The 26,057-nt window shown below is 61.5% G+C and carries 22 protein-coding genes; 11 read left to right on the forward strand and 11 right to left on the reverse strand.

Annotated elements, in window-relative coordinates; genetic code table 11:
- Positions 1-14: 14 nt before the first annotated feature.
- Positions 15-1,124 carry an SDR family oxidoreductase gene (locus ACJ8PI_RS12145; protein ID WP_164134538.1) on the reverse strand — a complete coding sequence of 370 codons (1,110 nt, stop codon included), beginning with the start codon at positions 1,122-1,124 and terminating at the stop codon, positions 15-17.
- A gap of 519 nt (positions 1,125-1,643) precedes the next feature.
- Between ACJ8PI_RS12145 and ACJ8PI_RS12150 the strand changes: the two genes are divergently transcribed.
- Positions 1,644-1,832, forward strand: a complete 189-nt coding sequence (locus tag ACJ8PI_RS12150) for a DNA polymerase III subunit theta (RefSeq protein ID WP_033635247.1) — start codon at positions 1,644-1,646, stop codon at positions 1,830-1,832.
- A gap of 90 nt (positions 1,833-1,922) precedes the next feature.
- Complete coding sequence (gene sbcB / locus ACJ8PI_RS12155; protein WP_033635248.1) at positions 1,923-3,350, forward strand: exodeoxyribonuclease I; 1,428 nt, start codon at positions 1,923-1,925, stop codon at positions 3,348-3,350.
- A gap of 70 nt (positions 3,351-3,420) precedes the next feature.
- Here the strand turns inward: sbcB and ACJ8PI_RS12160 are convergent, their stop codons facing one another.
- Both ACJ8PI_RS12160 and ACJ8PI_RS12165 read right to left on the reverse strand, forming a co-directional pair.
- Positions 3,421-4,788, reverse strand: coding sequence for an APC family permease (locus ACJ8PI_RS12160; protein ID WP_033647989.1), 1,368 nt, complete (start codon positions 4,786-4,788; stop codon positions 3,421-3,423).
- A gap of 535 nt (positions 4,789-5,323) precedes the next feature.
- Positions 5,324-6,742 (reverse strand): glutamine synthetase family protein, encoded by a 1,419-nt coding sequence (locus ACJ8PI_RS12165; protein ID WP_048321810.1) that lies wholly within the window; start codon positions 6,740-6,742, stop codon positions 5,324-5,326.
- Between ACJ8PI_RS12165 and ACJ8PI_RS12170 the strand changes: the two genes are divergently transcribed.
- From ACJ8PI_RS12170 to ACJ8PI_RS12195, 6 genes are all read left to right on the forward strand, one after another.
- The gene (locus ACJ8PI_RS12170; RefSeq protein ID WP_164134478.1) at positions 6,656-6,940 is read left to right on the forward strand and encodes a hypothetical protein; all 285 of its coding nucleotides are present in this window, start codon (positions 6,656-6,658) and stop codon (positions 6,938-6,940) included. The two genes, ACJ8PI_RS12165 and ACJ8PI_RS12170, sit on opposite strands and share 87 nt — an antisense overlap.
- A gap of 197 nt (positions 6,941-7,137) precedes the next feature.
- Entirely contained in the window at positions 7,138-7,695 is a 558-nt protein-coding gene (gene puuR / locus ACJ8PI_RS12175) for an HTH-type transcriptional regulator PuuR (RefSeq protein ID WP_164134537.1), read from the forward strand.
- Positions 7,696-7,852: 157 nt separating this feature from the next.
- Entirely contained in the window at positions 7,853-9,364 is a 1,512-nt protein-coding gene (locus ACJ8PI_RS12180) for a sugar ABC transporter ATP-binding protein (RefSeq protein WP_033647991.1), read from the forward strand.
- Positions 9,361-10,356, forward strand: a complete 996-nt coding sequence (locus ACJ8PI_RS12185) for an ABC transporter permease (protein WP_033648150.1) — start codon at positions 9,361-9,363, stop codon at positions 10,354-10,356. The genes ACJ8PI_RS12180 and ACJ8PI_RS12185 overlap by 4 nt, the downstream gene beginning before the upstream one ends.
- 244 nt (positions 10,357-10,600) lie before the next feature.
- Positions 10,601-12,589, forward strand: a complete 1,989-nt coding sequence (locus ACJ8PI_RS12190; RefSeq protein WP_164134536.1) for a ligand-gated channel protein — start codon at positions 10,601-10,603, stop codon at positions 12,587-12,589.
- Positions 12,590-12,644: 55 nt separating this feature from the next.
- Entirely contained in the window at positions 12,645-13,598 is a 954-nt protein-coding gene (locus ACJ8PI_RS12195) for a siderophore ABC transporter substrate-binding protein (RefSeq protein WP_164134535.1), read from the forward strand.
- Between the two features lie 33 nt (positions 13,599-13,631).
- On the opposite strand, the gene ACJ8PI_RS12200 is transcribed toward ACJ8PI_RS12195, so the two are convergent.
- Positions 13,632-14,420, reverse strand: coding sequence for an ABC transporter ATP-binding protein (locus ACJ8PI_RS12200; RefSeq protein ID WP_033647994.1), 789 nt, complete (start codon positions 14,418-14,420; stop codon positions 13,632-13,634).
- Positions 14,417-15,499, reverse strand: a complete 1,083-nt coding sequence (locus ACJ8PI_RS12205; protein WP_031300718.1) for a FecCD family ABC transporter permease — start codon at positions 15,497-15,499, stop codon at positions 14,417-14,419. Before ACJ8PI_RS12205 ends, ACJ8PI_RS12200 begins: the two co-directional genes overlap by 4 nt.
- Positions 15,500-15,861: 362 nt before the next feature.
- On the opposite strand from ACJ8PI_RS12205, the gene ACJ8PI_RS12210 reads away from it, so the two are divergent.
- Positions 15,862-16,962, forward strand: coding sequence for a GGDEF domain-containing protein (locus tag ACJ8PI_RS12210; protein ID WP_039565091.1), 1,101 nt, complete (start codon positions 15,862-15,864; stop codon positions 16,960-16,962).
- 45 nt (positions 16,963-17,007) lie between these two features.
- On the opposite strand, the gene ACJ8PI_RS12215 is transcribed toward ACJ8PI_RS12210, so the two are convergent.
- From ACJ8PI_RS12215 to ACJ8PI_RS12225, 3 genes are all read right to left on the reverse strand, one after another.
- Positions 17,008-18,486: an amino acid permease gene (locus ACJ8PI_RS12215; protein ID WP_033635259.1), complete on the reverse strand. Its 1,479-nt coding sequence runs from the start codon at positions 18,484-18,486 to the stop codon at positions 17,008-17,010.
- A 218-nt stretch (positions 18,487-18,704) separates the two neighbouring features.
- Positions 18,705-19,571, reverse strand: a complete 867-nt coding sequence (gene yieE, locus ACJ8PI_RS12220) for a DNA-binding transcriptional regulator YeiE (protein ID WP_016926991.1) — start codon at positions 19,569-19,571, stop codon at positions 18,705-18,707.
- Positions 19,572-19,677: 106 nt separating this feature from the next.
- The gene (locus ACJ8PI_RS12225) at positions 19,678-19,875 is read right to left on the reverse strand and encodes a hypothetical protein (RefSeq protein ID WP_033647996.1); all 198 of its coding nucleotides are present in this window, start codon (positions 19,873-19,875) and stop codon (positions 19,678-19,680) included.
- A 193-nt stretch (positions 19,876-20,068) separates the two neighbouring features.
- On the opposite strand from ACJ8PI_RS12225, the gene ACJ8PI_RS12230 reads away from it, so the two are divergent.
- Both ACJ8PI_RS12230 and nfo read left to right on the forward strand, forming a co-directional pair.
- On the forward strand, positions 20,069-21,142 hold the full coding sequence (locus ACJ8PI_RS12230; RefSeq protein ID WP_164134534.1) for a YeiH family putative sulfate export transporter: 1,074 nt from the start codon (positions 20,069-20,071) through the stop codon (positions 21,140-21,142).
- 99 nt (positions 21,143-21,241) lie between these two features.
- Positions 21,242-22,081: a deoxyribonuclease IV gene (nfo, locus tag ACJ8PI_RS12235; protein WP_033635262.1), complete on the forward strand. Its 840-nt coding sequence runs from the start codon at positions 21,242-21,244 to the stop codon at positions 22,079-22,081.
- 60 nt (positions 22,082-22,141) lie between these two features.
- On the opposite strand, the gene fruA is transcribed toward nfo, so the two are convergent.
- Genes fruA through fruB form a run of 3 tightly spaced genes read right to left on the reverse strand, consistent with a single transcriptional unit; the run spans position 22,142 to position 25,907 of the window.
- Positions 22,142-23,824 (reverse strand): PTS fructose transporter subunit IIBC, encoded by a 1,683-nt coding sequence (gene fruA / locus ACJ8PI_RS12240; RefSeq protein WP_049195140.1) that lies wholly within the window; start codon positions 23,822-23,824, stop codon positions 22,142-22,144.
- Positions 23,825-23,835: 11 nt separating this feature from the next.
- The gene (gene fruK, locus ACJ8PI_RS12245) at positions 23,836-24,777 is read right to left on the reverse strand and encodes a 1-phosphofructokinase (protein ID WP_004935702.1); all 942 of its coding nucleotides are present in this window, start codon (positions 24,775-24,777) and stop codon (positions 23,836-23,838) included.
- Positions 24,774-25,907, reverse strand: coding sequence for a fused PTS fructose transporter subunit IIA/HPr protein (gene fruB, locus ACJ8PI_RS12250; RefSeq protein WP_033635264.1), 1,134 nt, complete (start codon positions 25,905-25,907; stop codon positions 24,774-24,776). Before fruB ends, fruK begins: the two co-directional genes overlap by 4 nt.
- Positions 25,908-26,057 lie beyond the last annotated feature (150 nt).

Raw genomic sequence — 26,057 nt, forward strand, 5'->3', positions numbered from 1 at the left:
GTTGCGCCCGGCGGTTATTTGAAGTCCACCACCATCTGCTGCTGGATAGACAGCCCGCGGGTCGACTGCACGCAGCCGGCGATGTAGTCGGTGAAGCGCGGCGGTTTCGGCATGCCCAGCTTGAGGATCTTCTCGTTGCTGAAACGCACATTGAGCATGGCGAACGATCCATACAGGCGCATCGCTTTCAGCATCAGCCGTTCGTTGCACGGGCCGAAAATGTCTTTCAGCTGGCGGCGCATTTTCACCAGCGCGTCATACGTCACCTGCGCATACTCATCGCCCACCGGCGCCTTTTCCAGCGCCGCCGCCATGGCGCGGTCGATTTCGGCAAAGCTGACGCTGCTCTCCTCACCGGCGGAGATGTGATAAACGTCGTTCTCCAACGTTTCGCTGTTCATCAGCATCACCAGCGCATCCGCGCAGTAGTCCGCCGGGATCACATCGATATTGTCCTGCAGCGAGCACATGAATTTGCGCAGCATCAGCGCCATGCCGAACACCCAGAAAATGCTGCTGGAAGGCTGGCAGCCCAGGCGGGTGTGCCCCACCACGATCGACGGACGAGCGATGGTCAGGGGCAGTTGCGGGCAGCGCTGGCGCATCAGCTGTTCGATGGTGGATTTGGAACGGGTGTATTCCACCAGATGCTCGGCGTCTTCCTCAAACTCGCCGCTCTCCGCCACCAGCGAACCCGGCTCCGGCGAACAGGACATGGCGGTACCAACGTGCAGGAAACGTTTTAATCCCGGCACCTGCGCCATTCTTTCGGCAAAGGCCAGAGTGCCTTCTACGTTTACCTTCCAAATGAGCGGGTTATTACCAAATGAAGCAACGGCCGCGCAGTTAATAACGTGCGTGACTTTGTTAATACGTGCGTCAGTTAAAAAGTTGGCCGGCTCGGAAAGGTCGCCCAACAATATATTTTCTATCGTAATTTTAGACAGCAGGCTCGCGTCGATATTAAATTTTTCCATATTCGCGCGAATACGGGCCAGCCCTTGTTGCGCATCGTCGGCGCGCACCAACAAAAGATAATTAACAGACTGATTTTCAATCAATAATTTCTCGAGAACTGCACCACCCAAAAAGCCGGTAGCGCCGGTCAACAGTAGCGTTTTCATAATTGTCATCCACATTGGCATTGAATGTGGGAGATTGTATCTGCGGGTATTTAAACAAATATTAAATAGAATTACGGCGCCAGAAATCACTTCTCTTAATATTATCTTAAGGAATCTTTTGATACATCCAGCGTGGATTTAGTAACAAAAGAATCTCATCTATTTTATGATTAATCTCTGCCGTTTAAATACCATTGATGTAGCGCCTGATTTAATTTAGCGGTCAATGTTATTTCTCTTATCGTCCGTGGAGGACTTATGACCTATAACCAAAAAATCTGGTTGGGGGTTTTGCTGCTGTGCGCCCTGTTTTGGGGGGCGGTGATAAACGGCGCCTGTTCGCTGTATAACCGGGCGGATCGCTTCCAGGCTCACCACCCGGAGAGCGAGCTCGCCGCTCGCCACAGCCAGCCCCCTTGCACGCAACCCAGCTCACAGGCATCAAGCGCCCCCCGGAATGGGTAGGGACAAGACCCGCTAACGATCCTATTATGCCCTAAGGTTAACAGGGAGATAACGATGGCTCGAAAGCTGGATAGCTTACCGCAGGCACAACGCGAAAAAATAGAAACCGATTTGCTGGCCATCAGCGTGATCTACAATGAGCGCTACGGCATCGCCTCGACCCAGGCGGAAACGGAACGACAGATCCCCGACCACCTGCTCCCCTACTTTCATCAACGGCTGGATTACTATCGCCGTGCGTAATTGCGCGCATTTCGCTAACCGTCGCTTGGCATCGCTCCCTACGCCGTTACAATAGGAACATATTGTATCCGCCACTGAAGAGACGCGATTTTGAGCAGCAAGGCAACGGCCACATTTTATATTCACGATTACGAAACCTTCGGCAAAAGCCCGTCGCTGGACCGCCCGGCGCAGTTTGCCGGCGTGCGCACCGATATGGATTTCAACATTATCGAAGAGCCGCTGGTCATCTACTGCGCCCCGGCCGACGACTACCTGCCGGAACCCGAGGCGGTGATGATCACCGGCATCACGCCGCAGGTGGCGCGCGCCAAAGGCGTTAACGAAGCCGAATTCACCCGCCAAATCCACCAGGCCTTCAGCGTGGCCGGCACCTGCATTCTCGGTTACAACAACATCCGTTTCGATGACGAAGTGAGCCGCAATATCTTCTATCGCAACTTCTACGATCCCTATGCCTACAGCTGGCAAAACGGCAACTCGCGCTGGGATCTGCTGGATGTGATGCGCGCCTGCTACGCCCTGCGCCCGGACGGCATCGTCTGGCCGGAAAACGAAGACGGCTTCCCCAGCTTCCGCCTGGAGCATCTCACGCGCGCCAACGGCGTCGAACACACGCAGGCTCACGACGCAATGTCGGACGTTTACGCCACCATCGCCATGGCCAAGCTGGTCAAGCAGGCGCAGCCGCGGCTGTTCGATTTCCTGTTGCAGCACCGCAACAAGCACAAGCTGAACGCCCTGATCGACGTCGCCGAAATGACGCCGCTGGTGCACGTCTCCGGCATGTTTGGCGCGGCGCGCGGCAACACCAGCTGGGTGTCGCCGTTGGCCTGGCACCCGGACAACAAAAACGCGGTGATCATGTGCGATCTCGCCGGCGACATGACGCCGTTGCTGACGCTGAGCGCCGAGCAGCTGCGTGAACGGCTGTACACCCGCCGCGACGACCTGGCGCCGGATCAGGCGCCGGTGCCGATCAAGCTGGTGCACATCAACAAATGCCCGGTGCTGGCGCCGGCCAAAACCCTGCTGCCGGAGAACGCCGAGCGGCTGGGCATCGATCGCCAGGCCTGCCTGCAAAACCTGCAGCTGCTGAAACAGCACCCGGAAGTGCGCGAGAAAGTGGTGGCGCTGTTCGCCGAAGCCGAGCCGTTCAAAGGCTCCGACGACGTCGACGCCCGGCTGTATGACGGCTTCTTCAGCGACGCCGACAAGGCGGCGATGAGGATTATCCAGCAGACCAAGCCGCAGAACCTGCCGGCGCTGGATCTGGCCTTCAGCGACGGCCGCATGAAAGAGCTGCTGTTCCGCTTCCGCGCGCGCAACTACCCGAATACGCTGGACGATGCCGAACAGCGCCGCTGGCTGCAGCACCGCCAGGAAGCGCTGAGCGCGGAGCGCGTGCAGAGTTACCTGCTGCAGCTCGAATCGCTGTATAACCTGCACGAAGGCGACAAAGAGAAAACCGCCCTGCTGAAAGCGCTGTTCGATTACGGCAAAGAGTTGGTGGGGTAAACCCGCAGCAAGCAGAAAAGGAAAAGGCCGCAAATGCGGCCTTTTTTGTGGCTGAGGAGACGGCTCGCGCTTAGGCGGCGTCTTCGCTCGCTTGCGGCACCGGCAGACGGAAGCTGCGGGTGACGAAGGCCAGGTAGATCAGACCGATGGCCGCCCAGACCAGGCCCAGCGTCATCGAGCTGGCTTCCAGGTTGATCCACAGCGCGCCGACGGTCAATGCGCCCAGCACCGGCAGGATCAGGTAGTTGAACGTGTCTTTCACGGTGCGGTTCATCTTATCGCGAATATAGAACTGCGAGATCACCGACAGGTTGACGAAGGTGAAGGCCACCAGCGCACCGAAGTTGATCAGCGCGGTCGCGGTCACCAGGTCAAACGACACGGCGGACAGCGCGATGGCGCCAACCAGCAGCACGTTCAGCGCCGGGGTACGCCACTTCGGATGTACATAGCCGAAGAAACGAGTCGGGAACACGCCGTCGCGGCCCATCACGTACATCAGACGCGAAACGCCCGCGTGCGCCGCCATGCCTGACGCCAATACCGTCACGCAGGAGAACACCAGGATCACCGACTGGAAGAATTTGCCCGCCACGTACAGCATGATTTCAGGCTGCGACGCGTCAGGATCCTTGAAGCGCGAGATGTCCGGGAAGTACAGCTGCACGAAGTAAGACACCACGATAAAGATGATGCCGCCGATCAGCGCCGTCAGGAAGATGGCTTTCGGGATCACTTTTTCCGCGTCTTTGGTCTCTTCAGACAGCGAGCTGATGCCGTCGAAGCCCAGGAACGAGAAGCACAGGATGGTCGCGCCGGTAATCATCGGCACCACGTGCGCGTTATCGGACCAGAATGGGCGGCTGCTGACCAGCGTACCGGCGCCTTCGCCGTGGTAAACGCCGTTGATCACCAGGCCGAGGAACACGATCATGATCGCCACCTGCACCACCACGATGATGGAGTTCAGGTTAGCCACCAGCTTGATGCCGCGCAGGTTGAAAATCGTCATCAAGCCGACCAGCACCGCCACGAAAATCCAGGACGGAACGCCCGGGAAGATCGCTTCCAGGTAAATCTTGGCCAGCAAAATGTTGATCATCGGCATGAACAGGTAGTCCAGCAGCGATGACCAGCCCACCATAAAGCCGACGTGCGGGCTGATGGCTTTCTGGGCGTAAGTGTAGGCGGAACCGGCGGAAGGAAACTTCTTCACCAGTTTGCCGTAGCTCAGGGCGGTAAACAGGATCGCCAGCAGAGCGAAGGCGTACGCGGTCGCGACGTGACCATCGGTCAGGCCGGATACGATGCCGAAGGTATCGAAGATGGTCATTGGCTGCAGATAAGCCAGGCCCATCATCACTACCGGAACCAAAGTCAGGGTTTTACGCAGCTGAGTGCGCTGAGCCGGAGCGGCGTTGAGGGTGTTATCGGACATTGTTCAGCCCCCCCTTACCTTGAGCCTTGCGGATGGCGGACACGCCAAGACTTAAGGTTGCGGGGAAACTTCGCAACGAGCGACTTAATTCTAAAAGAAGGGGATTGTAAGCTGGATAACGGGTCGAGGTAACCTCGGCTGCTCCATAGTCGCTGCGGCCACAGCGGAAACCGGCGGGCACCGGTGCTAAAGTGAAAAATTGCCCCATCTTTCTAATCCTCATGAGTCACGACCATAAAGTTTTGTTTGATCGTGCACGAAACTATTTATCTATCCGGATCGGTGTCCGGCCTCGCTTGGTGTATGAAACGCTACGTTGGTAAAACTTAATGCAAAAAAAAATAACCGACGCGTTAAAACGTCGGCTATCTGCATTTGAGATATTTTGCACCAGAATGCCTCCGGATGACAAGATCCGGAAGCCCTCAAATACAAATTCTTTTTGTCGATCGAGCGGAAAACCGGCCCGGCAGGCGAATTAATCCACTACCGGCAGGCCGGTCGGCCGCACATACCTCTTACTTTATACGCCCATTCAGGCATTTTTCAACATCCAGTCAATCTCGGTTTCCGTCACCCGCCGCTCGAACTGCAGCAGTTCGTCGGTCTTGCAGGCGTGATAAACCTGGGTGAAACGCTCGCCCAGATAGTGGGTCAGCGCGTGCTGATGCTCAAACTCGTACAGCGCGTCGCTCTGGCGGATCGGCAGCGGCAGCCCCTCCTGCTCCAGCCCGTTGCCGGTCACCGGCTCAGGCAGCGGCAGCGCGTTGTCCAGCCCGTACAGCATGCCGGCCAGGATCGCCGCCATCACCAGATATGGATTGGCGTCGGCGCCGGCCACGCGATACTCCACCCGATGGTTCTCCGCTTCGCCGCAGGGAATGCGCAGCGCCACGGTGCGGTTGTTGTGGCCCCAGGCGGCCTGGATCGGCACATACATCCCAGGCTGGAAACGCCGGTAGGCGTTGACGTTCGGCGCCAGCAGCGCCATTGACGCCGGCATCAGGGTGATCATCCCGGCCAGCGCCTGTTTCAGCAGTGGCGAATCCTCGCCTTCGTCGTCGGCGAACAGGTTGTTGCCCGCGCCGTCCTGCATGCTGACATGCACGTGCATGCCGCTGCCGGCATGATCCTCGTAGGGCTTGGCCATAAAGGTGGCGTGCATGTCGTGGTTCTCGGCCACCAGCCGCACCAGCCGCTTCAGCGCCAGCGCGTGGTCGCAGGCCAGCAAGATATCGTCGGTATGACGCAGGTTGACCTCGAACTGCCCCGGCGACGCCTCCGCCACCGCGCCGTCCGCCGGCAGCCCCTGCAGCTTCGCCAGCGCGTCGATGTCGTTCAGCACCTCGGCGAAATGGTTCAGGTTATCGACGGAGTACACCTGGCTTTGGGTGTTGCGCTCCTGGGTGCCGGGCGCGCACGGCGGCTGCAAATCGCCCTCCGCATCGCGCTGCCGATCGATGAGATAAAACTCCAGCTCTACCGCTGCCACCGGGAACAAGCCGCGCTGTCGCAGCGCCTGCCACACGCGGTTCAACACATTGCGGGGTTCAACGTCAAAGGGAGTGCCATCTTCATCCAGCATGGTCAGCAGCACCTGGCCGATATGCTGCGGATCGGCGGCCGACGGCGTCAGCGAGCCGGGTACCGGCAGGCAAATGCGGTCCGGCTCGCCGAGCTCTTGCCCAAGGCCGGTCTCCTCCACCACGTTGCCGAGGATGTCCATGGCGAACACCGACGCGGGGAAGTAGCTGCCTTTTTCCAGTTTTTTCAACCCTGAGACGGGTATGCGTTTGCCGCGGAAGGAACCATTGAGATCGGTGAGAAGGATATCGACATACTGCGTGGCGGGATGGCGTTCCAAATAATGAGCAACCTCATTTTGGAACGCGCTACTTCGCCTCTCTTCATGATGCTGTGCAAAATGTTCAACTGCTGCGCTATTGGTTTGCATACGTCACCCGCCATTATGCTCTTAAGGCGCGTTGGCGCCCGTCCGCCGTTCGATTCAAAACATGATTGGATTTCTCGCCAGGCTGCGCCGCTGCCGGGCGCTCAAAATAACATCCACACCATGAAACATAGTCTTAACAGAATAGGTTTGCAAATGTTACAATCCTGTTTGATTATTCGCCGCCGGCTGCTAAATTGATAAAATATTGACCGAAAAGGCCTTGCCGCCATTTTTACGTCAACTATTTCGTCCAACGCACCGAGAGTGAACATGGGCAATATATTTTCCAAACCTGCCCTAACTACCGATATCATGCAACATCGTTATCGCCCAGACAGGCGCCCGATAGCGATATTCATGTCTGCCTGTCGCCCCTACCAGAAGGAAGTACCGCTATGAGCGAAGCCAGCTTGGCACCGGGCAAACGCCTGTCGCAGATCCGTCAGCAATTGGGTTTGTCGCAGCGCCGGGTCGCCGAACTGTCCGGGTTAACCCACAGTGCGATCAGCACCATCGAACAGGACAAGGTCAGCCCGGCCATCAGCACGCTGCAAAAGCTGCTGAAGGTGTATGGCCTGTCGCTGTCTGAATTCTTTGCCGAACCGGAAGCCGTCGACGAGCCGCGCGTGGTGATCGACGCCGAGGATCTAATTGAGATCGGCAGCCAGGGGGTGTCGATGAAGCTGGTGCACAACGGCAGCCCGACGCGTAACCTGGCGATGATGCTGGAAACCTACCAGCCCGGCACCACCACCGGTGAAAAGATCAAGCACCAGGGCGAAGAGATCGGCACCCTGCTGGAGGGCGAGATCGTGCTGACCATCAACGGCCAGAGCTACTGCCTGACCGCCGGCCAGAGTTACGCCATCAACACCGGCATTCCGCACAGCTTCAGCAATACCGCGGCGCGCATCTGCCGCATCGTCAGCGCACACACCCCCACCACCTTCTGAGCGCTTCTCGCACCGGCGCAGCCTGACGCGGGTTGCGCCCCTACCCGCCAACGCGTTTTCCACCGCCGTTATGCCATTTTGTTGGTTGCCAACGGCGTAATCTGTGTTACAACAGAGCATAACAGCCATCTAAACATCTAAACGGCCTTAATACCCTATGTCAACCGCAACGCCTTCACGCCTCGAGATGCGCAATATCTCGATCGCCTTCGCCGGCTTCAATGCGCTGCAGGACGTGGACTTCACGCTGCAGGGCGGCTCAATCCACGCGCTGGTCGGCGCCAACGGCGCGGGCAAGTCGACGCTGATGGCGATCCTCTCCGGCGCCCACGATCATTATCGCGGCGAGATCCTGATCGACGGCCAGGCGGTGGCGATCCACTCCCCGCTGCAGGCGCGCCGCCACGGCATTCACGTGGTGCAGCAAGAGGTCGACGTCGCGCTGATCCCCACGCTGTCGGTGGCGGAAAACATCATGCTGGACTGGCTGAACGAACCGGGCCACTGGCTGAACTGGGCGGAACTGCACCGCCGCGCCGCGCAGCTGCTGCAGCAATGGGCGCTGCCGCTCAACCCGCGCAGGCGGCTGGCGGACTGCACGCTGGCGGAAAAACAGCAGGTGCTGCTGGCGCGCGCGCTGTCGCACCGCTGCCGTTTTCTGGTGCTCGACGAACCGACCGCCCCGCTCGACCGCGCCGAGAGCGAGCGCCTGTTTAACGTGGTGCGCCGCCTGCAATCCGAAGGCATCGGCATCGTATTTATTTCCCACCGCATCCACGAACTGAGCGACATTTGCGATCGGCTGACGGTGCTGCGCGACGGCCGTCGCGTCAGCGAAGACGCCATGCGCGGGCTGAGCGGCGAACAGATCGTCGAGAAGATGCTCGGCCATCGGCTGGACGATATTTTCCCGCCGCCGCGCCCGCCGCACGCCGAGCGAACGCTGCTGCAGGTGCAAGGCTTGCGCGATCGCCACAAGCTGCGCGACGTTTCGCTGCGGCTGCATGAAGGCGAAATTCTGGGCATCGCCGGGCTGGCGGGAGCCGGCAAAACCGAGCTGTGCAAAGCGCTGTTCGGCGCCAGCGCCGTGCAGCTTGAGCGCGGCGAACTGCGCGGGCAGCCCTGGGCGCCGCGCGCGCCGCACCTCTCGGTCGAACAAGGATTGGCGCTGGTGCCGGAGGAACGCCGCAAAGAAGGCATTTTCATCGATGAGGCGATCCCGATGAACCTGAGCGTCAGCGCCGACGACAGCTTCTCGCGCTGGAGCCTGTTCAGCCGGCGACAAGAGCTGCGCTGGGCGCGCGAGATCATGCAACGCCTGAACATTCGCGCCTCCGGCCCGCAACAGCGGCTGGCGCGCCTGTCCGGCGGCAATCAACAAAAAGTGGCGATCGGCAAATGGCTGCGCGGCGACGCCGAGGTGCTGATCTTCGATGAACCGACCAAGGGCGTGGACATCAAGGCCAAGCAGGAGCTGTTCAGCCTGATCGACGGCCTGGCGCGCGCCGGCAAGGGCGTGGTTTACGCCTCCGGCGAGTTCGCCGAACTGGTTGGCCTGTGCGATCGCATCTGCGTGCTGTGGGACGGCCGCATCGTGGCGGAGTTGAACGCCGCCGACATCGACGAAGAAACCTTATTGCTCTATTCCACCGGAGGAACCCCTGCGTGAGTAAAGAATTAGCCCTGCGGCCTGCGCTGCCCTGGCGCCAACAGCTGTTCGATTTCCTCTACAAATGGGGCATGCTGCTGACCGTGGCGGCGCTGATCGCCCTGTTCGGCCTGGCGTCGGACAACTTCCTCGATGCCAACAACATCATCAATATCCTGCGTTCGATCGCCATCGTGACGGTGATCGCCATCGGCGTCTCTATCTCGCTGTCGGTCGGCGGTTTCGATCTGTCGGTCGGCTCGACCGCCTCGCTGGCCAACGCGCTGGTAATTTCGCTGTTCGTCTGGCACGGGTTCGGCACCACCGGCGCCATCGTGGTGACGCTGCTGCTGTGCACGCTGGTCGGCCTGTTCAACGCCCTGCTGATCGTGGTGTTCAGAATTCCCGATATGCTGGCGACGCTGGCCAGCCTGTTCGTGATCCAGGGCGTGGCGATGACCTACAGCTACGGCGGATCCATCACCCAAAACATGGTGCTGCCGAATGGCGACATGGCGGAAGGCCTGATTCCGGAGGTGTTTTCCGCCCTCGGCCAGGTGCCGGTGATCGTGCTGATCATGCTGGCGGTCACCGTGGCGGTGCAGCTGTTCCTGTCGTTGACCAAGCATGGCCGCCGCATGTATGCCATCGGCGGCAACCCCGAGGCGGCGCGCCTTTCGGGCATCCGCACCGTGCGTTACAGGGTTGCCGCTTATGTCATTTCCTCTTGGCTGGCGGCGCTTGGCGGCATCTTGCTGGCGTCACGTATCGGCTCTTCGCAGGTCAACGCCGGCGGCGGCTATCTGATGGACGCGGTGGCGGCGGCCTATATCGGCTTCTCGCTGGCCGGGGCCGGCAAACCTAATGCGCTCGGCACTCTGATCGGCGCGGTGATCCTCGGCGTGCTGCAAAACGGGCTGGTGATGCTGTCGGTGCCCTACTACGCCATGGACATTATCAAAGGCCTGGTGCTGGCGCTGGCGCTGGCCATCACCTACATCCAAAAACGCTGATCCTCCCCGGCGCACGCCCGCTGCGCCGCTTTTCCCTTTAATTCATCCGGTTAACCTTTCCCGCCAGCAAAACCAGCATACAAATGATATGGATTATCATTAGCGTTTACATTCAGAAAAAAATCCTTACAATAGCCTCACGCAACGTTGACGAAGCTAAGCATTTCTCAGCGAAAGACGAACAATTTCATTAGAAATTCAATTGGTTAATTACTTTCACTTCAATCCAGGAAAGGTTTACCTCATGGAAACGCCACGTTACAGCAAGCTCGCCGCTCTGGTGATCGCCTCACTCAGCGCCACCGCCGCGCTGGCCGCGCCGCAGGACGACACTCAGGACACCATGGTCGTCACCGCCTCCGGCTTCCAGCAAAAAATTCAGGACTCCGCCGCTTCCATCTCGGTGATCCCGCGCCAGCAGATCGAAGACAAGGCCTATCGCGACGTGACCGACGCGCTGAAAGACGTGCCGGGCGTGGTGATCACCGGCGGCGCCAGCAGCAGTGACATCAGCATCCGCGGCATGTCCTCCAAGTACACCCTGATCCTGGTGGACGGCAAGCGCGTCGACACCCGCGGCACCCGTCCGAACAGCGACAACGCCGGCATCGAACAGGGCTGGCTGCCGCCGATGGAAGCCATCGAGCGCATCGAAGTGGTGCGCGGGCCGATGTCTTCGCTGTACGGCTCCGACGCCATGGGCGGCGTGATCAACGTCATCACTCGCAAGACCTCCCGCACCGAGTGGAAAGGCTCGCTGCACGGCGACGCCACCATTCAGGAAAACCGCGATTCCGGCGATCTGTTCCAGACCAACGCCTACGCCTCCGGCCCGCTGGTTGAAGGGCTGCTCGGCCTGCGGGTCAACGGCCTGCTGTCGCGCCGCGCGGAAGATAAAATCGTCAACGGTTACAACGAACAGCGCATGCGCAGCGGCACCGCGGTGTTCACCCTGACGCCGGACGAGAAAAACGAATTCGACTTCGAAATCGGCCGTTCGCTGCAAGATCGCAACAGCACGCCGGGCAAATCGGTGGTGGCGGAGCGCTGCAGCAAAGGCAAATGCTCGCCGACGTCCCGCAGCGAAAGCCTGTATACGCGCACCAACTACGCGCTGACCCACAATGGCTATTATGACTTCGGCAACTCCACCAGCTACGTGCAGCGGGAAGAGACCAATAACCCAGGCCGTAACATGAAGATGTACAACACCATCTTCAACACCCAGAACCAGTTCGAACTGGGTTCCCACATGCTGAACCTCGGCGGCCAATACCGCTATGAAAAACTGGGCGACGGCGGTAACCAGCTTGAATCGGCTCAAGGTCTCAGCAAGCTGACGCGCTGGAGCTGGGCATTGTTCGCTGAAGACGAATGGGCGCTGACCAACGACTTCAGTCTGACAACCGGCATCCGCATGGATCAGGACGAAAACTTCGGCAGCCACTGGACGCCGCGCATGTACGGCGTCTGGCACCTGACCGAACAGTGGACGCTGAAAGGCGGCGTCTCCGCCGGTTACAAATCGCCGGACCTGCGCCAATCCTCTCCTAACTGGGGCCAGGTCACCGGCGGCGGCGTGCGTAAAGGCATCATCGTCGGCAACCCGGATCTGCAGCCGGAGAAGAGCCTGAGCGAAGAGATCGGCCTGATGTGGGATAGCCTGAAAGGCATCAACGCCGGCGTGACCGTCTTCAACACCGACTTCAAGAACAAGATCACCGAAGTACGCCGCTGCGAAGACACGCCGGATTGCACCATCGGCGGCACGTCCTACGACTTTATCAGCGATCGCGTCAACGTCGACAAAGCCAACATGCGCGGCGTGGAAGCCACCTTCGGCTGGCAGATCAACAAAGACTGGAAGTGGAACACCAACTACACCTACACCGCTTCCGAGCAGAAGAGCGGCGAGTTCCAGGGCAAGGCGCTCAACCAGATGCCGAAGCACATGGTTAACACCGTGCTGGATTGGCGCGCCACGCAGGACCTCAGCCTATGGTCGCGCGTCAATTTCCGCAGCAAAACGTCTGAGTATCTGAGCCGTACCTCAATGGCCAAGAGCACGCCGTCCTACACCTTCGTCGATGCGGGCCTGAGCTACCAGGCGGCGAAAAACCTGCAGCTGACCGGCGGGGTCTACAACATCCTCGACAAGACCGTGGATTACGACCACTACAACACCACGCTGGACGGCCGCCGTTACACCGTCGGCATGACCTATAACTTCTGATGCCCCCGGGCGCGCGCTGCGCGCCCTTTTCATTCCATCACCGTGAGGAAGCCCCATGAGATTACGCCGCTCCCCCCTGATGATCGCCCTGCTGGCCGCGATGGCGCTGGCGGGTTGCCACAGCAAAACCGCTACGCCGGTAGCCGCAACCCCGGCCACCGTCAACGTCCAGCACCTGAACGGCAGCACCGAGGTGAACAAGCACCCGCAGCGCATCGTGGTGCTGGATTACGCCTCGCTGGAAACGCTGCAGCTGCTGGGCGTCGAGCCGCTGGCGCTGCCCGGCAACCGCAAGAACTTGCCGGATAGCCTGAAGCGCTATCAGGACGACAAATACCTCAATGCCGGCACCCTGTTCGAGCCGGATATGGCCGTGCTGCGCGCCGCCAAGCCGGATCTGATCCTGATCGCCGGCCGGGCGTCCAAAGCCTATGACGAGCTGAACGCGCTGGCGCCGACGCTGAACATGTCCGTCGATCCGCAGGATCAGCTGGGCAGCCTGAAACAGCGCACGCTGCAGCTGGGCGAGCTGTTCGATAAGCAGCAACAGGCGCAGGCGGCGGTCGATAAGCTGGATGCGCAGATCGCGGCGGTCAAACCGCAGGCCGCTCAGGCCGGGCGCGGGCTGGTGGTGCTGTTCTCCGGCGGCAAGATCAGCGCCTACGCCCCCAAGAGCCGTTTCAGCTTCGTCTATGACGCCCTCGGCTTCGCGTCTGCGCTGCAGTCCGACGAAAAAGACGTGCGCGGCAACAAGCTGACGCCTGAGCAGGTGGCCAAACTGAATCCTGACTGGCTGTTCGTCATCGACAGAGACGCCGCGACCGGGCGGCCGAACGCGGTGGCGCCGCAGAAGATCCTCACCGGCACCGCGCTGAAGAAAACCACGGCGGTGAAAAAAGGCCAGGTGGTTTACCTGCCGGCGGCCGAGGTGTATCTGTCCGGCGGCATTGTCACCGCCCAGCACGTCGTCGAACGCGTGAGCGAGGCGCTGAACCACGCAGCACGATAAAGAAAGCCCGGCGATGCCGGGCTTTTTCTTGGATTAAATCGTCGGCTGGTTCACCAGACCGTCTATCAGCACCTGCGGCGTGCCCTGCGAACAGCGCTCGATACGCCCGCGCACGCCGTAGACCCGCGCCAGGCTCTGCGGCGTAATCACCTGATCCGGCGCGCCGTCGGCGATCAGATCGCCATCCTGCAGCATCAGCACGTGGTCGCCGTGGCGCAGCGCGATGTTGATGTCGTGCACCACCACCACCGTCACGATGTTGCGCTTGCGGGTTTCGCGGCGCACCAAATCCATCACGTGGAATTGATAGTTGAGATCGAGCGCGCTCAGCGGCTCATCCAGCAACAGCAGCGAGGGCTGACGGATCAGCGACTGCGCCAACCCCACCAGCTGTTTCTGGCCGCCGGACAGCTGATCGAGATAGCTCAGCGCCAGGTGGGCGATACCCAATTGCTCCAGCAAAGCCATCACTTCCGCTTCGCTGCCGGCGTTGCTGCGGCCGCCCGAGGCGCGCTGCGCCACGATGATCGACTCCAGCACGTGCAGATGCACCCCGGCGGGCAGCGACTGCGGCAAATACACCACTTTCTCCGCCCGACGGGCGAACGGCATCTGCATCAGATCGCCGTCGTCCAGCCACAGCTTGCCCTGCGCCGGGTTCAGCCCGGCCAGCGAGCGCAGCAGCGTCGATTTGCCGCTGCCGTTCGGCCCCAGCAGCACGGTGATTTGCCCGCGCGGCAGCATCGGCACCGAGAGATCGTCGATCACCTGGCGCTTCGGGTAGCCCGCCGAGAAGTGTTCTATTCGCAGGCCCTGGCTCATACGTTCCCCCGGTGGCGCAGAATAATGCTCAGGAAGAACGGCACCCCGACCAGCGACGTGACGATGCCCACCGGAATGATCACCCCGGGCACCAAATTTTTCGACGCCACCGAGGCCATCGACAGCACCAGCGCGCCAATCAGCGCGCTGGCCGGCAGATAGAAACGGTGATCTTCGCCGAAGATCATGCGGGCGATGTGCGGCGCCACCAGGCCGATAAAGCCGATCGGCCCGACGAACGCCACCGCCAGCGCCGAAAGGATGCTGATGCGCAGCAGCGTGGTCAGCCGCAGACGGCGCACGTCGATGCCGAAGCTCACCGCCCGGTCTTCACCCAGGCGCAGCGCGGTCAGTTTCCACGAGCTCATCATCGACAGCGGCAGCAGCACGGCGAACACGCCGAACAGAATGCCCAGCTTGTCCCACGAGGCGCGCGCCAGGCTGCCCATGGTCCAGAACACCAACCCCTGCAGCGTGTCCTCACTGGCGATGAACTGCATCATCGACACCAGCGCGTTGAAGGTAAACACCAGCGCGATGCCGAACAGCACCACGCCGGAGGTGGCGACCCGCGTCCAGCGCGTGATGCCGTCGAGCATCAGCGCGGCGAACAGCGCGAAGATAAAGGCGTTGGCGGAGATGAACCACTGATCGGGAATGCCCGGAATGCCGATGCCGAGCACGATCGCCAGCGCGGCGCCAAAGGCCGCGGCGGAAGACACGCCGAGGGTAAAGGGGCTGGCCAGCGGGTTATTCAGGATGGTCTGCATTTCCGCCCCGGCCAGGCCGAGCGCAAACCCCACCACCACCGCCATCAGCGCGTAAGGCAAGCGGATGTCCCAGACGATCACCCGCGTGCCGGCATCGGCCGCCGCGGGGTCAAGCAGCGTTTGCCATAAAGACGACAGCGACAGCCCGGACGGCCCCATGGTGAAATCCAGCAGCAGCGACCCCAGGATCGCCAGTGCCAACACGCCCATCATCAACAGGCGATGGCGAAGAATATGCTGATAACGCCCCATCACGCCGGCGTTGGGTTGCCCCTTGGCGTCAGTCATGGGATCGGTGGATACGCTCATTCGTTAAGATACCTGTTACAACCATCATGACAGCGGCGCGAAAGCGTCCGCCGTAAACCGGAAAGCGCGCGGCGACAGCCTGCGCGCAGCCGTCAACAATAAAGCAAACGATAATACTTATCAATCATATCAATAGGTGAAAACGGCGTTATCGAAATGTAATAAATTGTTTTTCCACGCCATTCTTCAATCCATCGCGTTTACCCCCGCTGCGGCCAGCAGGTTCATTATTCTGAAAGTTATTCCTGATCCGACCAGACTCTGACAAATAACGAAAAAACCACATAGAATCCAAAATCACAGCACCGAGCGTGCAAAAAACTTCAGGCCGCCGTAAGAGCGGCCTTATTGACGAGGCTGTAATGAGAAGTCCATCTCCGGCGGTAACGCCCAAACGCCCGGCGCTGCTGAACTGGCTGTTGCACAGCCCGCTGCACGCCGATGACGAGCCGTTTAAACGCCAGCTGCGGCTCACGCTGACGCCCTCTCCTCTCACTCCCTGGCTGAATGCCGTGGGGCCGGCGGCGCTGTTGGTGGGGTACGCTTGGCTGAACCAGCGGCTGGTCGGTATCGTTCTGCTGCTGCTGTTGCTGCTGCTGACCGCCGGGCGCGCCTGGCTGGCGCAGAGGCGCCAACCCGCCTGGCCGGACGCCATGCTGGTGACGGTGTTGCTGTGGATGCTGCTGGTCGGCGCCAGCGCCGCGCTGGCGATGCTGTCGGGCCGCTTTGTGCTGATCCTGTTCGCCGGTCTGACGATCACCGCTCTGGCCTGCTGGCTGATGCAGCGCCATGCCGCCGCGCCGCGTTTCGCGCTGCTTGAGGTGATCGCGCTGACGCTGCCCTACCTGCTGGCGGCGCCGCTGTCGCGCGTGCAAAACCTGTTCGTCCTGGCGGATCTCACGCCGCTGTGGCTGGTGCTGGCCCATGGCATGATCGCGCGCTACCACCGCCAGCGGGTACAGCACGTCACGCTGGCGTGGGAGAAGCAGCAGGCGTCCCACCGCGATCGCCTGACCGGCTTCCTCAACCGCGCGGGCGGCGAGGCAGTGATGCGCAACATCTGCCGCCCTGGTACGACACAGCCAATCTCTCACCTGTTCATTCTTGAATTCGGCCCGCTGGCGGCGCTTTACCAAAGCCACGGCGTGCAGATCGGCGACGACGTGCTGCGCACCGTCGGCGAGCGCCTCAAGACGCTGATCCGCCCCAGCGACTACGTCTGCCGCTACACCGGCGGCCTGTTTTTGATACTGGTGCACGATCTGCCCTACGGCGCGGAAAGCGAGTTCCTGGCGCGCATTGTGCCGCCGCTGGAAGCGCCCTACGATTTTGGCGCGTTCGGCGAGGTGAACATGCAACTCAACGCCGGCATTTTGGCGCTGACGCAGGATTATGCGACGGTGGAAGATTTGATGAGTTCGGCGCAGCAGGCACTGGCGGAAGCCAAAGGCGGGAAAAAGTAAAACCACACGCGGCGGGAGCTCCCGCCGCGTGTCACTCACCGAAGATTACTTCACGTCCATCTTCGGGAATTCCATTTCGCTGTACTTCACGACGCGGGTGCCGCGCGACAGCTTGTAACCGAACCAAATCAGCAGGAACAGCGGAATGCCGATGTAGGTGGCGGTCACGCCGTACCAGTCAATCTTGTCTTGCAGGAAGGCCTGGTAGTTCTGGCCCAGGGTAATGATCAGGCACAGCACGAAGGCGAAGATCGGCCCCAGCGGGAAGAACCCGGAACGGTATGGCAAGTCGTTCAGATCGCGCCCCTGCAGCATGTAACCGCGACGGAAACGGTAGTGGCTGATGGCGATGCCCAACCAGGCGATGAAACCGGTCATGCCCGAGGTATTCAGCAGCCACAGGTAAACCGACTGGTTGCCGAACATCGAGGTCAGGAAGCACAGCCCGGCCACCACGCAGGTCGCATACAGCGCGTTGCGCGGCACGCCGCCTTTCGACAGCTTGGCGAAGATGCGCGGCGCCTTGCCTTCCGACGCCAGGGTGTACAGCATGCGGGTAGAGGCGTACATGCCCGAGTTACCGGCGGACAGCACCGCCGTCAGGATCACCGCGTTCATCACCGCCGCCGCCGACAGCAGGCCGGCATGCTGGAACACCAGGGTGAACGGGCTGACGCTGATGTCTTTCACGTCATTGCGCAGCAGGCTCGGATCGGTGTATGGAATGATCAGGCTGATGATCAGAATGGCGAAGATATAGAACAGCAGAATACGCCAGAACACCTGACGCACCGCGCGCGGGATGTTTTTACCCGGGTTCTCCGATTCGCCGGCCGCGATGCCGATGAGCTCGGTGCCCTGGAACGAGAAGCCGACGATCATCGCCACGCCAATCATCGCCGAGAAGCCGCCGGCGAACGGCGCGTCCCCTATCGTCCAGTTCTGCCAGCCGGCGTGCTCGCCGCCTTTCAGAATGCCGACGATCATCAGCACGCCGACGGCGATGAAGATAATCACGGTGCTGACCTTGATCAGCGCGAACCAGTATTCCGCCTCGCCGAACCCTTTCACCGAAATGTAGTTCAGCAGGAACATCAGGCCGAGGAACAGCGCGCTCCAGATCCAGCCGGGGGTGTCCGGGAACCAGTAGCTCATCACCAATTGCGAAGCCACCAGGTCAACGGCGATGGTCACCGCCCAGTTGTACCAGTAGTTCCAGCCCAGCGCGAAGCCGAAGCCTTCTTCCACGTATTTGGCGCCGTAGGTGGAGAATGAACCGGAAACCGGCATAAAGGCCGCCAGTTCGCCCAGGCTGGTCATCAGGAAGTACACCATCAAACCGATCAGAGCGTAAGACAACAGCGCCCCGCCGGGGCCTGCCTGAGAAACCGTGGCGCCCGAGGCGACAAACAGGCCGGTGCCGATGGAGCCGCCAATGGCGATCATGGTCAAATGCCGGGCTTTCAGCTCGCGGCGCAATCCGGGTGCTTGCTGCCCCGATGTTTTTATATCCTGCTGAGCCATTCGTACCCTATCTGCTCTTTGAAAAAATGAGGGCGGATTGTAACAAATACCCGCCGGTGAACTAGCAACATTGCACTGATATAAGATAGCTTCATAATTCAGAGGCAATTATTAGCCGCGCCCCTTATGGCCTTACTTACTCTCATTAATGTGAGCGCGCGCAGGTTTTTATGCTTTCTTCGGCCTGCGCGGCAGCAGAGGGCGTGACGCGCTGTCGATTACAGCGCGCAATAGCTGAGAAAACGCTGCAAGGCGTTGGAAATGTGCTTTTGCCGATGGCGGATTAGGTACAGGGTGCGCCGCAGCGGCGGCAGCGGCACCGGCAGTTCCACCAGCGCGCCGCTGGCCAGCTGTTCCGCCACCACCCGCCGCGACAGGCAACTGATGCCGATGCCGTGCCGCACCGCGTGCTTGATCGCCTCCGAGTTGCCGAGCTCCATCACCAGCTGGAAATGCGGCAGGTGCGCCAACAGCAGATGATCCAGCACCTCACGGGTGCCCGAACCGCGCTCGCGCAGGATCCAAGGGGCATTGGCCAGCGCCTCCAGCGTTGGCGGCTGACGGGTCAGCGGGTTGTCCGGCGCGGCGAACACCACCAGCTCGTCCTCCAGCCACGGCTGCGTCACCAGCTCCGGCATATGGCAAGGCCCTTCGATCAACCCCAGATCGACGCGGAAATCCGCCACCGCCACGATCACGTCCTGGCTATTGCCGACGTTCAGCTCCAGCGGCGTGGCCGGAAAATCCCGGCGGTAACGGGCGATCATCTCCGGCAGCATGTAGTTGCCGATGGTGCTGCTGGCGGCGATGCGCAACGCCCCGCCGTCATGGCGAAACAGCTGCTCGATCTCCCCCGCCTGCTCCAGCAGCGCCAGCGCCTTGGGATACAGCAACCGGCCGTGCTCGTTGATCACCAGCCGTTTGCCGACGCGATCGAACAGCTGCACGCCCAGCTGCCCCTCCAGATCCGCCAGCGCCGCGCTGACCGCCGACTGCGACAGCGCCAGCACCACCGAGGCCTGAGTGGTCGAACCGCTTTTCAGCACTTCGGTGAAGACTTCCAGTTGACGCAACGTGATATGCATAGCCGTCCCGGTAATGAAAAAGGGTTCTGCCAGAGAACCGCAAAATGATGTCAACATGCTGTGGAGAGCCCAGCGAGGCCACCCCGTTTACGGCCAATTCGGCGCGCTACTTACCCAAGGCGACCAGCTGCGCCGCCGCAGCCAGCGCCGCCTCGCGCGGCGTGCCGGCTTCGTCCCGCTGTATCAATTGCAGCATCGCCACGAGATGGTCGCGGTCGATCGCCTTGTTTTCTTCAATCAACCGCCGCACCGCGCGGCCCACTTCCCGGTCTATCTGCTCTCTGCGTTGATCGTCGGTATCCATCGCCTGCTCCTGTTCAGTTGGAAAGTTGACGGCGGTTCGCCGCTCCTCCTCACCCTAGCCGCAATGCGGCTGTATGCCAATGCCTGACGCCATACCACTTATTCAGATAGGTTATAAATATATAATCAATTTCTCTTTTATTCAGCCCAAACGTACTCTTGGCAGCAAGAAACAGACTGAAGGACTGACTTTTATGGCGACTGATACCACTCATACTTACCCCGAGCGACGCTTTCCGCTGTTCGGCCTGCCGCGGCTGGTGCCGGGGCTGGCGCTGACCGGCGCGCTCACCGCGCTGGCCGTCTGGGCCGGCGACATTCCCTGGGTGGCGGAGCTGGGCCTGGGGGCGCTGACGCTGGCGATCCTGTTCGGCATTCTGGTGGGCAACACGCTGTATCCCCGCTGGCAAACCGTTTGTCACGGCGGCGTACAGCTGGCTAAACAACGCCTGCTGCGTCTGGGCATTATCCTGTACGGCTTCCGCCTGACCTTTCAGCAGATCGCCGACGTGGGCGCCAGCGGCATCATCATCGATGCGCTGACCCTGACCACCACCTTCCTGCTGGCCTGCTGGCTCGGCAAGAAAGTGTTCGGCATCGACAGCCAGACCGCGATGCTGATCGGCGCCGGCAGCAGCATTTGCGGCGCGGCGGCGGTGATGGCCACCGAGCCGGTGCTGAAGGCCGACTCCAGTAAAGTAGCGGTGGCGGTCTCGACCGTGGTGGTGTTCGGCACCCTGGCGATCTTCGCCTACCCGTGGCTGTATCAGCTGAACGAACACTTCCAGTGGCTGCCGTTCAGCCAGGAAACCTTCGGCATCTATGCCGGCTCCACCATCCACGAAGTGGCTCAGGTGGTTGCGGCCGGGCACGCCATCGGGCCTGACGCCGAAAATGCGGCGGTGATCGCCAAGATGATCCGCGTGATGATGCTGGCGCTGTTCCTGCTGCTGCTGTCGGGCTACATCAGCCGCGGCGGCGCAGGCAAGGCGGAAAAATCCGCGATTACCATTCCGTGGTTCGCCGTGCTGTTTATCGCCGTCGCCGGGCTGAACTCCTTCAACCTGCTGCCGGCCATGCTGGTGCAGCACCTGATCACCGCCGACACCTGGATGCTGGCGATGGCGATGGCGGCGCTGGGATTGACCACCCACATCAGCGCCGTGCGCCAGGCCGGGATGAAACCGATTCTGTTGGCCACGCTGCTGTTCGTCTGGCTGCTGGTCGGCGGCGGCGCGATAAACCAACTGGTGCAACACTGGCTCTAATCACTCCCTTCTGCCCCTTCTGCGGCTCGCTTCGGCGGGCCGCATTTATTCCGCCCGCCATCAATGCCATAATGTCACCGATAACACAGGAGAATGAAGATGAAGTTTGTCGGTGCACATGTCAGCGCGTCAGGCGGCGTGGATCAGGCGGTTATCCGCGCGCACGAATTGGAGGCGACCGCGTTCGCCCTGTTCACCAAAAATCAGCGTCAATGGAAGGCCGCGCCGCTGGCCGCCGACGTGATCGATAAGTTCAAGAGCGCCTGCGCCCAGTACGGCTTCGGGCCGGGGCAGATCCTGCCGCACGACAGCTACCTGATCAACCTGGGCCACCCGGTGGCCGACGCGTTGGAAAAATCGCGCGAGGCGTTCATCGACGAGCTGCAGCGCTGCGAACAGCTGGGGCTGACGCTGCTGAACTTCCACCCCGGCAGCCACCTGCTGCAAATCGATGAAGACAAGTGCCTGGCGCGCATCGCCGAATCGATCAACATCGCGCTGGATAAAACCGCCGGCGTGACGGCCGTGATCGAAAACACCGCCGGCCAGGGCAGCAACCTGGGCTTCAAATTCGAGCACCTGGCGGCGATCATCGACGGCGTGGAAGACAAAAGCCGCGTCGGCGTTTGCATCGACACCTGTCACGCCTTCGCCGCCGGGTACGATCTGCGCACCGAAGAAGACTGCGAACACACCTTCAAACAGCTCGGCGACATCGTCGGCTTCAACTATCTGCGCGGCATGCACCTGAACGACGCCAAGAGCGAGTTCAACAGCCGCGTCGACCGCCACCATAGCCTGGGGGAAGGCAACATCGGCAAAACGGTGTTCAGCTACATCATGCGCGATCCGCGCTTCGACAATATCCCGCTGATTCTGGAAACGGTAAACCCGGATATCTGGGCGGAAGAGATCGCCTGGCTGAAAGCGCAGCAGTAACGCGGCGCCAAAACGACAAAACCGGAGCCTGGGCTCCGGTTTTTTTATGGCTGGACGCCGTTACGCCACGCTGGCCGCCGGCACTTCAGCACGTTTCAGCAGGGCGTAAGCCACGCCCGCCAGCAGCGTACCGGCGGCGATCGCCACCAGGTACAGCAACACCGGCGAAATCGCGCCCGGGATCAGCAGCACGAACAGCCCGCCGTGCGGTGCCATCAGCTTGGCGCCGAACGCCATCGACAGCGCGCCGGTCAGCGCCCCGCCGGCAATGCAGCACGGCAGCACGCGCATCGGGTCGCGGGCGGCGAACGGAATCGCCCCTTCGGTGATGAAGCACAGCCCCAGCACCAGCGCTGCCTTGCCGCCTTCCTGTTCGGATTTCGGGAACTTGCGGCGCGCCAGCAGCGTCGCCAGCCCCATCGCCAGCGGCGGCACCATGCCCGCCGCCATGATCGCCGCCATCGGCGCATACACCGAGGAGCTGAGCAGCGCCACGCCGAAGGCGTAGGCCGCTTTGTTCACCGGGCCGCCCATGTCGGTACACATCATGCCGCCGAGGATCGCCCCCAGCAGCACGGCGTTGGCGGTGCCCAACGATTGCAGCCAATGAGTCAGGCCTTCCATGATTTTCGCCACCGGCGTGCCGACCACGTAAATCATGATAAGACCGGTGATCAGACTGGCCACCAGCGGAATGATCAAGATGGGCTTCAGCGCTTCCATACTCTGCGGCAGGCGCAGCTTGCTGCTGATCGCCTTGGCGACGTAACCCGCCAGGAAACCGGCGATGATGCCGCCGAGGAACCCGGCGCCGGTGCTCACCGCCAGCATGCCGCCGATCAGGCCCGGCGTCAGGCCAGGGCGATCCGCGATGGAGAAGGCGATGAAACCGGCCAATACCGGCACCATCAGCGCAAAGGCGGAGCCGCCGCCGATCTGCATCAGCGCCGCCGCCAACGTGTCTTTGACTTCAAACGCCTTAATGCCGAACACGAACGACAGCGCGATGCACAGGCCACCGGCCACCACCATCGGCAGCATGTAGGACACGCCGGTCAGCAGGTGACGATACGGGCCGTTGCCCTCTTTCTTTTTACCCGCCGGCGCCGCGCTACCGCGCTGCTGCGGCTGGAACACCTCAGCCTCGGCCAGCGCCTTGTCCAGTTCCTGGGCAGTTTTCTTCAGCGCCAGGCCGGTGGAAGTGCGGTACATCGGCTTACCGGCGAATTTATCCAGGTCCACCTCAATATCCGCCGCGACGATCACCAGATCCGCCGCCGCCACCTCTTCCGGGGTGATGGCGTTGCCGGCGCCGACGGAGCCGCGCGTTTCCACCTTCACCCACCAGCCGCGTTTATTCGCTTCGCTTTCAATGGCTTCGGCCGCCATAAAGGTATGCGCTACGCCGGTTGGGCAGGCGGTAATCGCCACGATGCGTTTTTGCCCGGCGGCTTTCACCGGCGCCGCCTGCGGCGCCTGATAGGTTTCAGCTTCGGCCTTGGCGCGCGCCAGAAAAGCGTCCGGTTCACGCACCGCCTGTTCTACATCGCCCACATACACCAATTTGCCGTTCAGCCCGGCGTCAGCCGGGGCCGACTGCCCCGCCACCGCCACCAGTTCGGCGTCCTGCAGCGACTCGACCAGCGTCAGGCCGGTTTTGGCCGCGGCGGCCTCCAGCATGCGTTTCGCCAGGTGGCCACGGGCCTGCCCCAGCGAACTGTCTACCATCAGCAGCGTTTTCATTCTGCCTCCTGCTATTGATTGAAAGGTTTCAGATCGACGCGCGCCATCATCGCGGCCAACTGGGGACGATCGGTCACGCCGACGTTGCTCTGGCTGACCGCCAGCGCCGCTACCGCCGTGGCCAGACGCAAGGTGTGTTCGCTGGATTCGCGCATCAGCAGGCCGTAAATCAGGCCGCCGACCATCGAATCACCGGCGCCCACGGTGCTGACCACCTCACAGGACGGCGGTTTGGCGATCCAGGCACCGGAGGCGTTAACCCACAGCGCGCCTTCCGCGCCGAGGGAGATCACCACGTGGGCGATGCCCTGCTCGCGCAGCGCATGCGCGGCCTCGACCACGTCCGCCAGCGCCGGCAGCGGGCGGCCGGCCCAGATCTCCAGCTCGCGGCGGTTCGGCTTCACCAGCCACGGCGAGGCCTTCAACCCGGCGACCAGCGCTTCTCGGCTGCTGTCGAAAATGATGCACGGACACTTGGCGCGCAGCTGGGTCATCCAGTCGGTAAAGGCATCGGGATCGACGCCGGCCGGCAGGCTGCCGCTCACCGCCACCATGTCGAACTGGCCCAGCCAGCTCAGCGAGTCGCTGACGAAGCGATCCCAGTCCTGCGGCGTCACTTCAAAACCGGAGAAATTGAAATCGGTGACTTCGCCGTCTTTTTCCGTCAGCTTGACGTTGATGCGGGTGCGGCCCGGCACCACCTGGAAGCGGTTGGCGATCCCCAGATCGCTGAACAGCAGCTGGAAACCGTCCTGATTGTCTTTGCCCAGGAAGCCGCCGACGGTGACGTCGATGCCCAAATCCTTCAACACCTTGGCGACGTTGATGCCCTTACCGGCGGCGTGCAGGCCGGCGGTTTTTACCCGGTTGACTTCCCCGCGTTCGATCTGCGGGCAAAACCCCACCAGATCGTACGCCGGGTTCAGGGTGATCGTTGCTACTCTTCTGCTCATGCTGCGCCCTCGCCCAGTCCTTCATTAATCGCTTCGCCGATCGCCTTCAGCGCGGCTTCAGCATCTTCTCCATTGGCGGTAAAGCGCAGGTGATGCCCTTTTTTCACGCCCAGCGCCACCACCTTCATCAGGCTGCGCCCGTTGGCCGGCTTGCCGCTGCCGTCCAGGTTGGTAACGGTGATGTCACTGTTGAAACTTTTGATCACGTTGACCAGCGCCGTGCCCGGCCGTGCGTGCAGGCCGTGCTCGTTGCGGATCACGAACTCGGCGCTCAGTACGCTGCTCTCCTCGGCCACTTCGCTGGTCAGCAGCGCCAGCACCCCGGCGGCATCCGCCTTCAGCAGGCGTTCAGCTTTGTTGGCCAGCAGCAGGTCGCTGAGGTAGTTGAGCACCGCCAGCGGCTGCGCGTCGGCGACCGACACCGTCAGCAGCAGCGCCACCGGCTCGCCGTCTTCCACGAAAGCCTGCGCCGGGCGGCTGACGGTGGCCGCGCTGGCCAGGTTGCCTTCAACGCTGTCGCTCAGCCAGATGCCCTGCCCCAGGTTCAGCGGCTTGCGGGTAATGGCATCGCTGACGAACTGCGCGTTGACCGCGCCGGCCTTTTGCAGCCGGCCGGCGTTCAGCGCCTGCAGCGTCATCAGGCTGTCGGCCGCGACGTCTAGCGCAATCAGCGAAACGTCGAACTGGAATTCGGCGCTCTGCTGCTCGCCCATCAGCAGGCCGCGCAGCTCTTCCGCGGAGGTGGTTTTCGCCAGCCGCTCCGCCACGCCGTCATCGCTCAGCACGTGAGTAAGCTGGCGCAGCAGCGCCAAATGCTCGTCGGAACGGGCGGCGATGCCGATCGCCACATAGGCGGTCTGGCCTTCGCCCCAGGCGATGCCCTGCGGGAACTGGAACACCTGCACGCCGGTTTTCAGCACCAGATCGCGGGTATCGGTGGTGCCGTGCGGAATGGCGATGCCGTTGCCCAGATAGGTGGACGTCTGCAGTTCGCGCTGCAGCATGCCGTCCACGTAACCGGCGCTGACGCAGCCGGCTTCGGTCAGGGCGGCGGCCACCTGGCGGATGGCCTCCTGCTTATCGGCGGCAGCGGCGCCCAGATGAATGTCTTGCGGTGACAACTGGAACATGATTCTCCTCCCCTGCTGAATTGAATCGTTTCAGCTTCATTGAGAAAAAGGAGCGTTACCCGCTCGCCACAAGCGGCCGGATAACGCTGAAACGTTTCAAGGAGTGTGTGAGCAGCGCAAGGCGAAAGCAAGCTTTCTCCCTTTTGCCAT

It is taken from the genome of Serratia sp. CY82433 (genome assembly GCF_052166535.1).
In the GTDB taxonomy this organism is placed as follows: domain Bacteria; phylum Pseudomonadota; class Gammaproteobacteria; order Enterobacterales; family Enterobacteriaceae; genus Serratia; species Serratia sarumanii.

Excerpts from the sequence above, each read along its gene's own strand:
- ACJ8PI_RS12145 (WP_164134538.1), bottom strand. The coding sequence starts at position 1,124 with ATGAAAACGCTACTGTTGACCGGCGCTACCGGCTTTTTGGGTGGTGCA.
- ACJ8PI_RS12150 (WP_033635247.1), top strand. The coding sequence starts at position 1,644 with ATGGCTCGAAAGCTGGATAGCTTACCGCAGGCACAACGCGAAAAAATA.
- ACJ8PI_RS12160 (WP_033647989.1), bottom strand. The coding sequence starts at position 4,788 with ATGTCCGATAACACCCTCAACGCCGCTCCGGCTCAGCGCACTCAGCTG.
- ACJ8PI_RS12170 (WP_164134478.1), top strand. The coding sequence starts at position 6,656 with ATGAGCAACCTCATTTTGGAACGCGCTACTTCGCCTCTCTTCATGATG.
- ACJ8PI_RS12165 (WP_048321810.1), bottom strand. The coding sequence starts at position 6,742 with ATGCAAACCAATAGCGCAGCAGTTGAACATTTTGCACAGCATCATGAA.
- puuR (WP_164134537.1), top strand. The coding sequence starts at position 7,138 with ATGAGCGAAGCCAGCTTGGCACCGGGCAAACGCCTGTCGCAGATCCGT.
- ACJ8PI_RS12180 (WP_033647991.1), top strand. The coding sequence starts at position 7,853 with ATGTCAACCGCAACGCCTTCACGCCTCGAGATGCGCAATATCTCGATC.
- ACJ8PI_RS12190 (WP_164134536.1), top strand. The coding sequence starts at position 10,601 with ATGGAAACGCCACGTTACAGCAAGCTCGCCGCTCTGGTGATCGCCTCA.
- ACJ8PI_RS12195 (WP_164134535.1), top strand. The coding sequence starts at position 12,645 with ATGAGATTACGCCGCTCCCCCCTGATGATCGCCCTGCTGGCCGCGATG.
- ACJ8PI_RS12200 (WP_033647994.1), bottom strand. The coding sequence starts at position 14,420 with ATGAGCCAGGGCCTGCGAATAGAACACTTCTCGGCGGGCTACCCGAAG.
- ACJ8PI_RS12205 (WP_031300718.1), bottom strand. The coding sequence starts at position 15,499 with ATGAGCGTATCCACCGATCCCATGACTGACGCCAAGGGGCAACCCAAC.
- ACJ8PI_RS12210 (WP_039565091.1), top strand. The coding sequence starts at position 15,862 with ATGAGAAGTCCATCTCCGGCGGTAACGCCCAAACGCCCGGCGCTGCTG.
- ACJ8PI_RS12215 (WP_033635259.1), bottom strand. The coding sequence starts at position 18,486 with ATGGCTCAGCAGGATATAAAAACATCGGGGCAGCAAGCACCCGGATTG.
- yieE (WP_016926991.1), bottom strand. The coding sequence starts at position 19,571 with ATGCATATCACGTTGCGTCAACTGGAAGTCTTCACCGAAGTGCTGAAA.
- ACJ8PI_RS12225 (WP_033647996.1), bottom strand. The coding sequence starts at position 19,875 with ATGGATACCGACGATCAACGCAGAGAGCAGATAGACCGGGAAGTGGGC.
- ACJ8PI_RS12230 (WP_164134534.1), top strand. The coding sequence starts at position 20,069 with ATGGCGACTGATACCACTCATACTTACCCCGAGCGACGCTTTCCGCTG.
- nfo (WP_033635262.1), top strand. The coding sequence starts at position 21,242 with ATGAAGTTTGTCGGTGCACATGTCAGCGCGTCAGGCGGCGTGGATCAG.
- fruA (WP_049195140.1), bottom strand. The coding sequence starts at position 23,824 with ATGAAAACGCTGCTGATGGTAGACAGTTCGCTGGGGCAGGCCCGTGGC.
- fruK (WP_004935702.1), bottom strand. The coding sequence starts at position 24,777 with ATGAGCAGAAGAGTAGCAACGATCACCCTGAACCCGGCGTACGATCTG.
- fruB (WP_033635264.1), bottom strand. The coding sequence starts at position 25,907 with ATGTTCCAGTTGTCACCGCAAGACATTCATCTGGGCGCCGCTGCCGCC.